Raw genomic sequence first — 14,273 nt, 5'->3', positions numbered from 1 at the left:
CCGCCAGGCCGGGCTGCTGACCGGTTCCGGAGGGGACGGAGCCCGTCAGATGGCACTTTCGCAGTACGAACTCTATGCTGAAAACGCCGTCATACCCTTCAGTTTGAGCCTGCCGGCCTGTCCTCCCACGGCCGTACTGCACCCCTTCAGATGGAGCACCCTCAGTGATGAGCAACGCAGCTAAAGTCGCCCCGAAATTCCCCGACAGCATCTTCCGCGCCTACGACATCCGCGGCGTTGTACCGCAAACCCTGACCGCTGAAACCGCCTACTGGATCGGCCGCGCCATCGGCTCCCAGAGCCTGGCCCAGGGTGAACCGAACGTCTCCGTGGGCCGCGATGGCCGCCTGTCCGGGCCGGAACTGGTGGCGCAACTGATCCAGGGCCTGCACGACAGCGGCTGCCACGTCAGCGACGTCGGCCTGGTGCCGACCCCGGCCCTGTATTACGCGGCCAACGTACTGGCCGGCAAGTCCGGCGTAATGCTCACCGGCAGCCACAACCCCTCGAACTACAACGGTTTCAAGATCGTCATCGCCGGCGACACCCTGGCCAATGAACAGATCCAGGCCCTGCACGAGCGCCTCAAGAGCAACAACCTGAGCAGCGCCCAGGGCAGCGTCACCCAGGTCGACATCCTGCCGCGCTACGCCGAGGAGATCATCCGTGACGTCAAGCTGGCCCGCCGCCTGAAAGTCGTGGTGGATTGCGGCAACGGCGCCGCCGGGGTGATTGCCCCACAGTTGATCGAAGCCCTGAACTGCGAAGTGATCCCGCTGTTCTGCGAAGTGGACGGCAACTTCCCCAACCACCACCCGGATCCGGGCAAGCCCGAGAACCTCGAGGACCTGATTGCCAAGGTCAAGGAAACCGGCGCCGACCTGGGCCTGGCCTTCGACGGCGACGGCGATCGTGTCGGTGTGGTGACCAACACCGGCAGCATCGTCTTCCCCGACCGCCTGCTGATGCTGTTCGCCAAGGACGTGGTGGCGCGCAACCCGGATGCGGAGATCATCTTCGACGTCAAATGCACCCGACGCCTGATTCCGCTGATCAAGGAATATGGCGGTCGCCCGCTAATGTGGAAGACCGGTCACTCGTTGATCAAAAAGAAAATGAAGCAGACCGGCGCTCTGCTGGCCGGCGAAATGAGCGGCCATGTGTTCTTCAAGGAACGCTGGTTCGGCTTCGACGACGGCATTTATAGCGCCGCACGGTTGCTGGAGATCCTCAGCAAGGAAAAATCCACCGCGGAAGAGCTGTTCGCCACCTTCCCGAACGATATTTCTACGCCGGAAATCAATATCCATGTGACCGAAGAGAGCAAATTCAGCATCATTGACGCCCTGCACGACGCGCAGTGGGGTGCAGGCGCCGACCTGACCACCATTGACGGGGTGCGGGTCGACTATGCCAAGGGCTGGGGCCTGGTTCGCGCCTCCAACACCACCCCTGTGCTGGTGCTGCGCTTCGAGGCTGATGATGCAGCCGAACTGCAGCGCATCAAGGATGTGTTCCACACCCAGCTGAAACGTGTTGCACCTGATCTCCAACTACCGTTTTGATTGTTTGAAGCACCGGAGCCCTGAATGACCATCGAACGCGATGCCGCCGCCAATACCGCCAAGGTCCTATCCGAAGCGCTGCCTTATATTCGCCGCTATGTCGGCAAGACCCTGGTGATCAAGTACGGCGGCAACGCTATGGAAAGCGAGGAGCTGAAAACCGGCTTCGCCCGCGACATCGTGCTGATGAAGGCTGTCGGGATCAACCCGGTGGTGGTGCACGGTGGCGGCCCGCAGATCGGTGACCTGCTCAAGCGCCTTTCCATTGAAAGCCACTTCGTCGATGGCATGCGCGTGACCGATGCGCAAACCATGGACGTGGTGGAGATGGTCCTCGGTGGCCAGGTCAACAAGGACATCGTCAACCTGATCAACCGTCACGGCGGCAGCGCCATCGGCCTGACCGGCAAGGATGCCGAGCTGATCCGGGCGAAAAAACTTACAGTGACCCGCCAGACGCCGGAAATGACCACCCCGGAAATCATCGATATCGGCCATGTGGGCGAAGTGGTCGGGATCAACACCGACCTGCTGAACCTGCTGGTCAAGGGTGATTTCATCCCGGTGATTGCACCGATCGGGGTCGGCGCCAACGGCGAGTCCTACAACATCAACGCCGATCTGGTGGCTGGCAAGGTGGCCGAAGCATTGAAAGCCGAAAAGCTGATGCTGCTGACCAACATCGCCGGCCTGATGGACAAGTCGGGCAAGGTCCTCACCGGCCTGAGCACCCAGCAGGTCGACGAGCTGATCGCCGACGGCACCATCTACGGCGGCATGCTGCCGAAAATCCGCTGCGCGCTGGAAGCCGTGCAAGGCGGGGTCGGCAGTTCGCTGATCATCGACGGTCGCGTGCCCAACGCGATTCTGCTGGAGATCTTCACCGATACGGGTGTCGGCACCCTGATCAGCAACCGCAAGCGTCCTTAAGCACCAGGCACAAAAAAGCCCCCGCACGGGATCCCGGGCGGGGGCTTTTTTATCGACGCAATCTTTGTGGGAGCCGGCTTGCCGGCGAAGGCACTCACGCGGGCAACTCAAGGCCCAAAGACCTCTTCGCCGGCAAGCCGGCTCCTACAGGTCAGATTCCGTACTGCGCGCGGTAGGCTTCCACCGCCGGCAGATGCTGCTTGAGCGCCGGATCATCCGCCAGGAACTGCAGGACCTGGGTCAGGGAGACAATGCTCACCACCGGAATGCCGAAGTCACGCTCGACCTCCTGGATCGCCGACAACTCGCCGTTGCCGCGTTCCTGACGGTTCAAGGCGATCAGCACCCCGGCCGCCTTGGCGCCGTCCTGGGACTCGATGATCTGCATCACTTCGCGGATCGCCGTGCCGGCGGTGATCACGTCGTCGATGATCAGCACATCGCCGGTCAAGGGAGCCCCCACCAGGCTGCCGCCTTCGCCGTGAGCCTTGGCTTCCTTGCGGTTGAAGCACCAGGGCAGATCGCGCTGGTGATGCTCGGCAAGCGCCACCGCAGTGGCCGCCGCCAGAGGAATGCCTTTATAGGCCGGGCCAAACAGCACATCGAAGGGAATGCCGCTTTCGACGATCGCCGCGGCGTAGAAACGCCCCAGCTGGGCCAGCGCCGAACCGCTGTTGAACAGGCCGGCATTGAAGAAGTAAGGGCTGGTGCGCCCGGACTTCAGGGTGAACTCACCGAAGCGCAAAACCCCGCGATCGATGGCAAAACGAATGAAATCGCGCTGATACGCCTGCATGAAAAAACCCCAGATACCACGGATTTAGCTAATTAGGTAGAGCTCGGGTATCATACACGCACGTGATTTTTGGGGCCATTTATGCGGATCATCAGTGTGAACGTCAATGGTATTCAGGCTGCAGTGGAGCGTGGTTTGCTCAGTTGGCTGCAGGCACAGAATGCCGACGTCATCTGCCTGCAGGACACCCGCGCCTCTGCCTTTGAACTGGACGACCCAGCCTTCCAACTGGATGGCTACTTCCTTTATGCCTGCGATGCCGAAGTCCCTGCCCAAGGCGGTGTGGCTTTGTATTCGCGGTTGCAGCCGAAGGCGGTCATCAGCGGCCTCGGCTTCGAGACAGCCGATCGTTACGGGCGCTACCTGCAAGCCGATTTCGACAAGGTCAGCATCGCGACCTTGCTGCTTCCATCAGGGCAGAACGGCGATGAAGACTTGAACCAGAAGTTCAAGCTAATGGACGATTTCGCCCGTTATCTGGATAAACAGCGGCGCAAACGTCGCGAGTACATTTATTGTGGCTCGCTGTACGTGGCGCAACAGAAGCTGGATATCAAGAACTGGCGCGACAGCCAGCAATCTCCGGGCTTCCTGGCACCTGAGCGTGCCTGGATGGACGAGATCATTGGCAACATGGGTTATGTCGACGCATTGCGTGAAGTCAGCCGTGAAGGCGACCAGTACAGCTGGTGGCCGGACAACGAACAGGCCGAGATGCTGAACCTGGGCTGGCGTTTCGACTACCAGTTACTGACTCCCGGCCTGCGTCGCTTTGTCCGCAGCGCTCGCCTGCCGCGCCAGCCACGCTTCTCGCAGCACGCACCGCTGATCGTGGACTATGACTGGACGCTGACCATCTAAGCGTCCTTTCACCGCCACAAAAAAGCCGACATCGCTGTCGGCTTTTTTGTGCTTGCTCGAGCTACTTGATCAGGCGCCAGGTGAAGGGGTAGCGATAAGGCACCCCTTCGCCAGCCTTGACTCCGCCGATGATGGTCAGCACCAGGGCTCCGATCGCCAGCAGGCCGAACATGAAGAACCCGATCACCACGATCATCAACAGGAAGCACACCGCCGACGCAATGGCGACGGTCAGCTGGAAGTTCAGTGCTTCCTTGCCCTGGGCATCGATAAAGGGATCGGTTTCGCGCTTCATCTGCCAGAGAATCAGCGGTCCGATCAGTGTGCCGAAAGGAACCCAGATCCCCAGCAAGGCGGACAGGTGACAAAACATCGCCCATTGCCGGACTTCGTGGCTCGGCGTAGGCAGCGGCAGTTGTTCATCACTCATGGTGCTCTCCTTGCTGAAGACCTGCGCCCATCAATCGGCGAGCGCGGCTTGCTGCAGTTGGAAAATCTCGTTCATGCCTTGCTGGGCCAGGGCCAGCATCGCATTCAGTTCAGCCGGCTGGAACGGCGCACCTTCGGCAGTGCCCTGCACTTCGATGAAACCACCGGTGCTGGTCATCACAACGTTGAGGTCGGTTTCGGCAGCCGAGTCTTCCAGATAATCCAGGTCCAGGACCGGTTCGCCCTGGTACATGCCGACGGATACCGCGGCGATCATCTGCTTCAGCGGATCGCCGCCTTTCAGGCCACCGCGCTTCTTGATCACTTTCAAGGCGTCGACCAGGGCCACCATGGCGCCGGTGATCGATGCGGTACGAGTACCGCCGTCGGCCTGGATCACATCGCAATCGACATACAGGGTAACGTCGCCCAGCTTGGACATGTCCAGCGCGGCGCGCAGCGAACGGCCGATCAGACGCTGGATCTCCAGGGTCCGACCGCCCTGCTTGCCACGGCTGGCTTCGCGCTGGTTACGCTCGCCGGTAGCCCGCGGCAGCATGCCGTACTCGGCAGTCAGCCAACCCTGGCCCTGGCCCTTGAGGAAGCGCGGCACACCGTTCTCGACGCTGACCGTGCAGATCACTTTGGTATCACCGAACTCGACCAGTACAGATCCCTCGGCGTGTTTGGTGTAGTTGCGGGTGATGCGGATCGAGCGGAGCTGATCGGCGGCGCGACCACTTGGACGTTTCATAGGGGAACACCTGTACGGGGACGGAAAACTGCCGAGCATTATAAAGCCCGCAACCGCGCCAGGGCACGCCTAAAAAGGTCAAAGGCGCATTTACACCGCGGATGAGTCCTGTTGCGACGAGCTGCAATGCATTGGCAGCACCAGGGTTTGGGGGCTCCGACCGCACTGCGCTACAATCCTGCGCCTTCGCAGCCTGTCGGCTTCAATTCATCTTTATCAGGCCCGCCCAACCCCCTCACGGTTGGCGCCGGCGCTGAATCGGAGGTACCTCCATGGTGCACAGCATGACCGCCTTCGCCCGGGTAGAACGGGCAGGCACTCAGGGCACCCTGAGCTGGGAACTGCGCTCGGTCAACAGCCGCTACCTGGAGCCGCACCTGCGTTTGCCGGAAGCCTTTCGCGACCTTGAAGGCGCGGTCCGCGAAGCCCTGCGCCAGGGCCTGTCCCGTGGCAAGGTCGAGTGCACCTTGCGCTTCATCGAGGAAACCGCCGGCAAACCGCTGCAGGTCGATCGCGAGCGCGCCGCGCAACTGGTCGCCGCCGCCGAATCCGTCGCCAGCCTGATCAAGCAGCCGGCCGCGCTCAACCCGCTGGAAGTCCTGGCCTGGCCGGGTGTACTGGTGGCCGACGCCACTGACCCGCAAGCCTTGAACAGTGACGCCCTGGCCCTGTTCAACCAGGGCTTGAAGGAACTGAAGAATGGCCGCGAACGGGAAGGCGCCGAACTGGCCAGGCTGATCGACGAACGCCTGTCCTCCATCGAGGAAGACGTGGCGACCCTGCGTGAACTGGTCCCGCAGATGCTCGCGACCCAGCGCCAGAAGATCCTCGACCGCTTCGCCGACATGCAGGCTGAGCTGGATCCGACCCGTCTCGAACAGGAGATGGTGCTGCTGGCACAGAAAAGCGACGTCGCCGAAGAACTGGACCGCCTGAGCACCCACATCATTGAAGTACGTCGCGTGCTCAAGTCCGGCGGCGCGGCCGGGCGGCGCCTGGACTTCCTGATGCAGGAACTCAACCGCGAAGCCAACACACTGGGCTCCAAGGCCTTCGACCCGCGCAGCACCCAAGCTGCGGTCAACCTCAAGGTGTTGATCGAGCAGATGCGCGAACAAGTGCAGAATATTGAGTAAGGCAACTGACATGACCCACAGCACCGGCACCCTGTACATCATTTCCGCGCCGTCGGGCGCGGGCAAGAGCAGCCTGGTCAAGGCCCTGACCGACGCCAAACCGGAGATTCGCGTCTCGGTCTCCCACACCACCCGTGCCATGCGCCCCGGTGAGGTGGACGGCGTGAACTATCACTTCGTCTCCCGCGAGACGTTCGTGAAGATGGGTGAGCACGGGGACTTCCTGGAGCGCGCCGAAGTGTTCGGCAACCTCTACGGAACCTCGCAAAGCCACCTGCAGCAAACCCTGGACGCAGGCCACGACCTGATTCTGGAAATCGACTGGCAAGGCGCGGAACAAGTACGCAAGCTGATGCCCCAGGCCCGTTCGATCTTCATCCTGCCACCGTCCTTGCAAGCCCTGCACCAGCGCCTGACCAACCGTGGGCAGGACAGTGACGAGGTCATCGACGGGCGGATGCGCGAGGCCGTCAGCGAAATGAGCCACTACGTCGACTACGACTATCTGATCATCAACGACGATTTCGCCCACGCGCTGGGCGACCTGAAGGCGATTTTCCGCGCCAATCAGCTGCAACAGAAACGCCAGCAGCAGCGTTTCGGCAAATTGCTGGCTGAACTCCTGGGTTAAAACAGCACTTCCCAAAACCGCTGCAAGCGCTTTACATTGGCACTTGCAGCGCGTTGAAGGGCTTGGTTAAAAAATCAGCGCTTCCCTTAACGCTGGTGATTTTTTAAACTGTTGAGTCCGCTCGCCCATCCGGGCAGCGCGCATATTGCATTTGCTACGAGGAAGACCATGGCCCGCGTAACCGTTGAAGACTGCCTAGAACACGTGGATAACCGCTTTGAGCTGGTCATGCTCTCTACCAAGCGTGCCCGTCAACTGGCCACCGGCGGCAAAGAGCCGAAAGTAGCATGGGAAAACGACAAGCCTACCGTTGTCGCCCTGCGCGAAATCGCTGAAGGCCTGATCGACTACGCAGCCATCGCCGAAGCCGAAATCGTTGAAGATGAGCCGCTTTTCGCTGCTTTCGAGGACGAGTCCAACGAGGCCGTCTGAGCCTATGCCTGGTCGACGTAGCACGGCGCGGGATCACAGCTTACGGCAGGAGACATCATGCCGAGCATAGACGCCCTCGCCGATCGCTTATCGACCTATCTCGGCACGGACCAGGTCAATCTGGTCCGCCGAGCGTATTTCTACGCCGAACAAGCCCATGACGGTCAACGCCGTCGCAGCGGCGAGGCGTACGTCACGCACCCACTCGCGGTAGCGAACATTCTTGCCGACATGCACATGGACCATCAGAGCCTGATGGCCGCGATGCTGCATGACGTCATCGAAGACACCGGCATCGCCAAGGAAGCGCTCAGCGCGCAGTTCGGCGAAACCGTGGCCGAATTGGTGGATGGGGTCAGCAAACTGACCCAGATGAACTTCGAAACCAAGGCCGAAGCCCAAGCGGAAAACTTCCAGAAGATGGCCATGGCCATGGCCCGCGACATTCGCGTGATCCTGGTCAAGCTGGCCGACCGCCTGCACAACATGCGCACCCTGGAAGTACTTTCCGGCGAGAAGCGTCGGCGGATCGCCAAGGAAACCCTGGAGATCTACGCCCCCATCGCCAACCGCCTGGGCATGCACGCCATCCGCATCGAATTCGAAGACCTGGGCTTCAAGGCGATGCACCCGATGCGTTCCGCGCGGATCTACCAGGCGGTCAAGCGCGCCCGGGGCAACCGCAAGGAAATCGTCAACAAGATCGAGGAATCCCTCAGCCACTGCCTGGCCATCGACGGCATCCAGGGCGAGGTCAGCGGTCGCCAGAAGCACCTGTACGGCATCTACAAGAAGATGCGCGGCAAGCGTCGGGCCTTCAACGAGATCATGGACGTCTATGCATTCCGCATCATCGTCGACAAGGTAGACACCTGCTATCGCGTACTCGGCGCTGTACATAATTTGTACAAGCCGCTGCCGGGACGCTTCAAGGACTACATCGCCATTCCCAAGGCCAACGGCTATCAGTCGCTGCATACCACGCTGTTCGGCATGCACGGAGTACCGATCGAGATCCAGATTCGTACCCGGGAAATGGAAGAAATGGCCAATAACGGCATCGCCGCCCACTGGCTGTACAAATCCAGTGGCGACGAACAGCCCAAAGGCACTCACGCCCGCGCCCGCCAATGGGTCAAGGGCGTGCTGGAAATGCAGCAACGCGCCGGCAACTCCCTGGAATTCATCGAGAGCGTGAAGATCGACCTGTTCCCGGACGAGGTCTACGTGTTCACGCCCAAAGGCCGGATCATGGAGCTGCCCAAAGGCTCCACCGCGGTGGACTTCGCCTACGCGGTACACACCGACGTCGGCAACAGCTGCATCGCCTGCCGGATCAATCGTCGCCTGGCGCCGCTGTCCGAACCCCTGCAAAGCGGTTCCACAGTGGAAATCGTCAGCGCCCCGGGCGCGCGCCCGAACCCGGCCTGGCTGAATTTCGTGGTCACCGGCAAGGCCCGCACCCATATCCGCCATGCTCTCAAGCTGCAGCGCCGCTCCGAGTCCATCAGCCTCGGCGAACGCTTGCTGAACAAGGTGCTCAACGGCTTCGACAGCTCCCTGGAAAAGGTCCCGGCCGAACGCATCCAGGCGATTCTCCAGGAATACCGCCTGGAACTGATCGAAGACCTGCTGGAAGACATCGGCCTGGGCAACCGCATGGCCTACGTTGTGGCGCGCCGCCTGCTGGGCGAAGGCGAACAGCTGCCAAGCCCGGAAGGCCCGCTGGCAATCCGCGGCACCGAAGGCCTGGTGCTGAGCTACGCCAAGTGCTGTACGCCGATCCCGGGCGATCCGATCGTCGGCCACCTGTCCGCCGGCAAGGGGATGGTGGTGCACCTGGACAACTGCCGCAATATCAGCGAAATCCGCCATAACCCGGAAAAGTGCATCCAGCTCTCCTGGGCCAAGGATGTCACCGGCGAATTCAACGTCGAACTGCGCGTAGAACTGGAACACCAACGCGGCCTGATCGCGCTGCTGGCCAGCAGCGTCAACGCCGCCGACGGCAACATCGAGAAAATCAGCATGGACGAACGCGATGGTCGCATCAGCGTGGTCCAACTGGTGGTCAGCGTGCACGACCGCGTACACCTGGCCCGCGTGATCAAGAAACTGCGCGCCCTGACCGGGGTCATCCGCATCACCCGCATGCGTGCGTAGCCCGTCCATTACAAGGAGTCATTCATGACCAAGACTGTTATCACCAGCGACAAGGCACCTGCTGCCATCGGCACCTACTCCCAGGCGATCAAGGCTGGCAACACCGTCTACATGTCCGGCCAGATCCCTCTGGACCCCAAGACCATGGAGCTGGTGGAAGGCTTCGAAGCCCAGACCGTCCAGGTGTTCGAAAACCTCAAGTCGGTAGCCGAGGCCGCTGGCGGTTCGTTCAAGGACATCGTCAAGCTGAACATCTTCCTCACCGACCTGAGCCACTTCGCCAAGGTCAACGAGATCATGGGCAAGTATTTCCAACAGCCTTACCCAGCCCGCGCCGCCATTGGCGTGGCCGCCCTGCCAAAGGGTGCACAGGTTGAAATGGATGCCATTCTGGTCATCGAGTAACACCCGCGGCGCAGCCCTCAAGGCTGCGCCGTTTTCGTTCTGAAAGGATTTCATCATGCGCCAAGCGCTAGCTGTTTCGCTGCTCGCCGTACTGCTCGGCGGTTGTGCCAGCGACCCCGCCAAAAACGATGTGGGCGGCATCTGGATCAATCAGGTAGCGATCGACGCAGCCTCCAAGGGCGGCCCTTTGCGTGAAGCCCTCCAGGCCTACGGCCCGAACCTGGAATGGGAGCTCAATACCAAGGCTGGCCAGGCCCGCTACACCAACGGTTTCGAAACCGTCGAAGGCAAGATCATCGGCGACGGTTCCAGCACTGCAAAAGTCGAGTTCTATGGCAGCGCCGCCACCGACTTGAAGCGCAACGGCAAGCAACTGCTGCAAGTGGCCAACGACAATGAGCCCGAGCAGGTCTTCGACCGCCCCAAAGACCCCGCCCCCGAAGGCGCGCCGCTAGGCGCCAACTTCGAGCGCGCCTTGTACTCGGCGTATCTGGGTGGCAAGTGGAAGATCGTCAACGGACCGGGCCTGGGCAACGAGGTGCAGTTCCAGGCAAACGGCGCCGTCCAGGGCCTGCCGGGCGCCGATCGCTACGCCTTGTGCCTGGCTGGCGACTGCGCCTCGATGAGCGGCGGCAACGATAGCATCTGGCTGCAGCTCAACGGCCAGGGCAACTCCTGGATCTTCGTGCGCAAGGATCAACAGCTGGAGATCTTCCAGGCGGTGAATACCGCCCTGGCGGATGAAGTGCCCTCGCTGACGCCGGGCAGCCAGCAGTGGTTGCTGGAAAAGCAGTAACTACCCTGTAGCCGCTGCCGCAGGCTGCGACAAGGTCCACCGGACCTTCGGCCTGTCGGCAGCGACGCCCTCGGGAAGCCGGTCGCAGCCTTCGACCGCGACCCCAAGCTGCTCGGGCAACTTAGCCCTGCGTCGTCAGAATCGCAGCATAACCTTCGCGATAACTCGGATAGCGCGGCACCCAGCCCAGCGCCCTGGCCCGGGCATTGCTGCAACGCTTGCTGCCGGTACGACGCACGCTGGCATCGTCCGCCCATTCGGTGACGCCCAGGTAATCGCGCAGCCAGTCGACGACCTCCGCCAGAGGCGCGGGCGCATCGTCCACGCCGATATAGCAATCATCCAGCGCCGTGCCACTGCGGTCCGCCTTGATCAGGAACGCCAGCAGGCCCGCGGCATCGTCCGCGTGAATACGGTTGCCGTACAACGGCGGCTCGATCGCCACGCGATAACCCCGGCGCACCTGGGTCAGCAGCCACTCGCGACCCGGGCCATAGATGCCGGTCAAGCGCACCACAGTGGCGGGAATACCGCTGCCCAGAGCCACCTGCTCGGCTTCCAGCATCATGCGTCCGGAGTAGGCCTGGGCCTCGGCCACGGAAGTCTCGTCGACCCACTCACCGTCCTTCTGCTCATAAACGCTGCTGCTGGAGACAAACAGCAAACGCTTGGGCGCCTGGCCGCGCTGCTTGAGCCAGCCCAGTACATGCTGCAGACCATCGACATAAGCTGCGCGATATCCGGCTTCGTCATGCTCGGTGGCCGCCGCGCAATACACCAGATACTCCGGCGCCTTCTGCGGCCATTGCCCGGGGCATTGCTCGCTGAACAGGTCACCTGCAATGCCCACCACCCCCTGTGGCAAGCGCGATACGTTGCGACGCAGGCCGTAAACCTGCCATTGCTCGGCCAGCAGTTGAGTCGCCAGGCGACTCCCGACATCACCGCAACCGGCGATCAATACAGAGGGGGAGGACATCAGAAAACTCCTTTGGGAAAGGTCAAGACTAGCCCTCGCACTGGACGAACGGCTAGCAATCAAGGAAAAAAAGATACTCTATTACTTCTGTTAACAAGAATTACTTGCAATAATAACCGCCCATTTTGTTCTCGGCCCTGCGAGGCCTAGAAGGACATTTCACCCTTTTCTCCTCTCAGGTCCGGCCAGCATGACAAGCAACCAACTCTCCGTCTCGCCAACCAAACGCCCAAGCCCGCTGCGCGCCATGAGCGCGGTTGCAGCGCTGTTGTGCAGCCTGCTGCTGGCACCGACCGCAGCCTTTGCCGACCAGCACGCCCCAGCCACCGCCGCAGCCTCTGCCGCGACCGCTCCAGCCGCTGAACATACGGCCACCGACCCGACCGCTCCAGCCGCAGCCCCAGTGGCCGGCGAGCCAGTCCAGGCCGAAGGCCAGCCCGCTATCGGCGAAGACGCTCCTGAAGTCCTGGAGGCCGACAACACCCTGGGCATGGCCCATGACCTGTCGCCGTGGGGCATGTACCAGAACGCCGACATCATCGTGAAACTGGTGATGATCGGCCTGGCCATCGCCTCGATCATCACCTGGACCATCTGGATCGCCAAAGGCTTCGAGCTGATGGGTGCCAAGCGCCGCCTGCGCAGTGAAATCGCCGCACTGAAAAAGGCCACCACCCTCAAGGAAGCCAGCGCCACCGCCACCAAGGAGGGCACCCTGGCCAACCTGCTGGTGCACGATGCCCTGGAAGAGATGCGCCTCTCGGCCAACAGCCGCGAGAAGGAAGGCATCAAGGAGCGCGTCAGCTTCCGCCTGGAGCGCCTGGTGGCTGCCTGCGGCCGCAACATGAGCAGCGGCACCGGCATGCTGGCTACCATCGGTTCCACCGCGCCGTTCGTCGGCCTGTTCGGCACCGTGTGGGGCATCATGAACAGCTTCATCGGCATCGCCAAAACCCAGACCACCAACCTTGCCGTGGTTGCCCCGGGTATCGCCGAAGCCCTGCTGGCCACCGCCCTGGGCCTGGTTGCCGCGATTCCCGCGGTGGTGATCTACAACGTCTTCGCTCGCTCCATCACCGGTTACAAGGCCCAGGTCACCGACGCCTCGGCCGAGGTCCTGCTGCTGGTCAGCCGCGACCTGGATCACCAGCCGAACGAGCGCTCCGCACAACCGCACATGGTGAAAGTGGGGTAATCAGCCATGGGCTTGCATTTGAAAGAAGGCGCAGGCGACGACCTGGCCGAAAACCACGAGATCAACGTCACGCCGTTCATCGACGTGATGCTGGTGCTGCTGATCATCTTCATGGTGGCCGCACCGCTGGCCACCGTGGACATCAAGGTCGACCTGCCCGCCTCCAGCGCCAAACCGGCGCCGCGGCCGGAAAAACCGGTGTTCCTCAGCGTCAAGGCCGACAAGCGCCTGTTCCTCGGCGAAGACGAAGTCAAGGCTGAAACCCTTGGCGCCATCCTCGACGCCCGGACCCAGGGCAAGAAAGACACGACCATCTTCTTCCAGGCCGACAAAGGTGTGGATTACGGCGACCTGATGAGTGTGATGGACACCCTGCGCGCGGCCGGCTACCTGAAAGTCGGCCTGGTCGGACTTGAGACGGCAGCCAAGAAATGATCACGACGCGCCAAAGACTGACGCGTTACAGCGGTAGCCTGGCGGTGGTGTTGGGCGTCCATGGGTTGGCGATCCTGCTCGCCCTCAACTGGTCCAAGCCACAGCCCATGCCCATCCCCCCCCAAGCCATGGTGGTGGAATTGGCACCTGCCCCTGTGCCGCCTCCACCGGCGCCGCCGAAAGTGGTGACCCCACCACAACCGCCGGCCCCCGTGGAAGAACTGCCGTTGCCGAAACTGGCCGAAGCGCCGAAGCCGACCATCTCGGTACCCAAGCCGGTGAAGCAGAAGCCCAAGCCGCAACCGCCAAAGCCGGTGGTCAAGCCTGAGCCGCCCAAGGAAAAGCCTTCCGAGGAAAAGCCCAGCGACGCCCCGGTCACACCGGCTCCGTCCAAGCAGCCCGCTCCTGCGACCCCTGGCCCGTCACCGGCCCAGGCCGCCGCCAAGGCTAACTGGCAGGGGGAATTGCAGGCGCACCTGGCCAAGTACAAGCGCTATCCGAGCGAGGCTCAGCGTCGAGGCAAGGAAGGCACCAACTCCCTGCGCTTCGTCGTCGATGCCGAAGGCAAGGTGCTGTCCTATGAGCTGGTAGGCAGATCGGGCAACGCCGATCTGGACCGGGCCACCCTGGACATGATCCGTCGTGCCCAGCCGTTGCCCAAGCCACCGGCAGACATGCTCAACAACGGCAGCGTGGAAATCACCGCCTCGTACAACTACGAGATCGACCGCAGCCGCGGCCGCCGCTGATCCACCGCAAGGGCACC

15 protein-coding genes and 1 pseudogene are annotated in these 14,273 nt (G+C 62.0%); 12 read left to right on the top strand and 4 right to left on the bottom strand.

The window, feature by feature from the left end:
* Nucleotides 1–164: 164 nt before the first annotated feature.
* Both ACUXVH_RS01520 and argB read left to right on the top strand, forming a co-directional pair.
* Nucleotides 165–1,565, top strand: a pseudogene (locus ACUXVH_RS01520) (phosphomannomutase/phosphoglucomutase); the annotation flags it as partial.
* Between the two features lie 24 nt (nt 1,566–1,589).
* Nucleotides 1,590–2,495: an acetylglutamate kinase gene (argB, locus tag ACUXVH_RS01515; RefSeq protein ID WP_011064225.1), complete on the top strand. Its 906-nt coding sequence runs from the start codon at nt 1,590–1,592 to the stop codon at nt 2,493–2,495.
* Nucleotides 2,496–2,646: 151 nt separating this feature from the next.
* Here argB and pyrE read toward each other — a convergent pair whose 3' ends face one another.
* A complete protein-coding gene (gene pyrE, locus ACUXVH_RS01510; protein WP_011064226.1) occupies nt 2,647–3,291 on the bottom strand; it encodes an orotate phosphoribosyltransferase in 645 nt (214 codons plus the stop codon).
* A gap of 81 nt (nt 3,292–3,372) precedes the next feature.
* Between pyrE and ACUXVH_RS01505 the strand changes: the two genes are divergently transcribed.
* The gene (locus tag ACUXVH_RS01505) at nt 3,373–4,152 is read left to right on the top strand and encodes an exodeoxyribonuclease III (RefSeq protein ID WP_011064227.1); all 780 of its coding nucleotides are present in this window, start codon (nt 3,373–3,375) and stop codon (nt 4,150–4,152) included.
* A 61-nt stretch (nt 4,153–4,213) separates the two neighbouring features.
* On the opposite strand, the gene ACUXVH_RS01500 is transcribed toward ACUXVH_RS01505, so the two are convergent.
* Entirely contained in the window at nt 4,214–4,582 is a 369-nt protein-coding gene (locus ACUXVH_RS01500; RefSeq protein WP_011064228.1) for a DUF4870 domain-containing protein, read from the bottom strand.
* A 30-nt stretch (nt 4,583–4,612) separates the two neighbouring features.
* Nucleotides 4,613–5,335 (bottom strand): ribonuclease PH, encoded by a 723-nt coding sequence (gene rph, locus ACUXVH_RS01495; protein ID WP_011064229.1) that lies wholly within the window; start codon nt 5,333–5,335, stop codon nt 4,613–4,615.
* Nucleotides 5,336–5,607: 272 nt separating this feature from the next.
* On the opposite strand from rph, the gene ACUXVH_RS01490 reads away from it, so the two are divergent.
* The 6 genes from ACUXVH_RS01490 to ACUXVH_RS01465 all read left to right on the top strand — a co-directional run bounded on the left by ACUXVH_RS01490 (nt 5,608) and on the right by ACUXVH_RS01465 (nt 10,898).
* Nucleotides 5,608–6,471: a YicC/YloC family endoribonuclease gene (locus ACUXVH_RS01490; protein ID WP_015637471.1), complete on the top strand. Its 864-nt coding sequence runs from the start codon at nt 5,608–5,610 to the stop codon at nt 6,469–6,471.
* Between the two features lie 10 nt (nt 6,472–6,481).
* Nucleotides 6,482–7,102 carry a guanylate kinase gene (gmk, locus tag ACUXVH_RS01485; protein WP_011064231.1) on the top strand — a complete coding sequence of 207 codons (621 nt, stop codon included), beginning with the start codon at nt 6,482–6,484 and terminating at the stop codon, nt 7,100–7,102.
* Nucleotides 7,103–7,270: 168 nt separating this feature from the next.
* On the top strand, nt 7,271–7,534 hold the full coding sequence (rpoZ, locus tag ACUXVH_RS01480) for a DNA-directed RNA polymerase subunit omega (protein ID WP_007921129.1): 264 nt from the start codon (nt 7,271–7,273) through the stop codon (nt 7,532–7,534).
* Between the two features lie 57 nt (nt 7,535–7,591).
* The gene (gene spoT / locus ACUXVH_RS01475; RefSeq protein WP_011064232.1) at nt 7,592–9,697 is read left to right on the top strand and encodes a bifunctional GTP diphosphokinase/guanosine-3',5'-bis pyrophosphate 3'-pyrophosphohydrolase; all 2,106 of its coding nucleotides are present in this window, start codon (nt 7,592–7,594) and stop codon (nt 9,695–9,697) included.
* A 24-nt stretch (nt 9,698–9,721) separates the two neighbouring features.
* Complete coding sequence (locus ACUXVH_RS01470) at nt 9,722–10,102, top strand: RidA family protein (RefSeq protein ID WP_007921133.1); 381 nt, start codon at nt 9,722–9,724, stop codon at nt 10,100–10,102.
* A 55-nt stretch (nt 10,103–10,157) separates the two neighbouring features.
* Nucleotides 10,158–10,898 (top strand): hypothetical protein, encoded by a 741-nt coding sequence (locus tag ACUXVH_RS01465; RefSeq protein ID WP_011064233.1) that lies wholly within the window; start codon nt 10,158–10,160, stop codon nt 10,896–10,898.
* A 121-nt stretch (nt 10,899–11,019) separates the two neighbouring features.
* Here the strand turns inward: ACUXVH_RS01465 and ACUXVH_RS01460 are convergent, their stop codons facing one another.
* The gene (locus ACUXVH_RS01460) at nt 11,020–11,877 is read right to left on the bottom strand and encodes an SDR family oxidoreductase (RefSeq protein WP_065365030.1); all 858 of its coding nucleotides are present in this window, start codon (nt 11,875–11,877) and stop codon (nt 11,020–11,022) included.
* 190 nt (nt 11,878–12,067) lie between these two features.
* Between ACUXVH_RS01460 and exbB the strand changes: the two genes are divergently transcribed.
* The 3 genes from exbB to ACUXVH_RS01445 are packed head-to-tail and all read left to right on the top strand — an operon-like array spanning nt 12,068 to nt 14,256.
* Nucleotides 12,068–13,072 (top strand): tonB-system energizer ExbB, encoded by a 1,005-nt coding sequence (gene exbB / locus ACUXVH_RS01455; RefSeq protein ID WP_065365029.1) that lies wholly within the window; start codon nt 12,068–12,070, stop codon nt 13,070–13,072.
* Between the two features lie 6 nt (nt 13,073–13,078).
* The gene (exbD, locus tag ACUXVH_RS01450) at nt 13,079–13,507 is read left to right on the top strand and encodes a TonB system transport protein ExbD (RefSeq protein WP_011064236.1); all 429 of its coding nucleotides are present in this window, start codon (nt 13,079–13,081) and stop codon (nt 13,505–13,507) included.
* The gene (locus ACUXVH_RS01445; protein WP_011064237.1) at nt 13,504–14,256 is read left to right on the top strand and encodes an energy transducer TonB family protein; all 753 of its coding nucleotides are present in this window, start codon (nt 13,504–13,506) and stop codon (nt 14,254–14,256) included. Before exbD ends, ACUXVH_RS01445 begins: the two co-directional genes overlap by 4 nt.
* Nucleotides 14,257–14,273 lie beyond the last annotated feature (17 nt).

It is taken from the genome of Pseudomonas sp. 8(2025), assembly GCF_052665325.1.
This window is presented reverse-complemented; position numbering and strand designations above follow the sequence as displayed.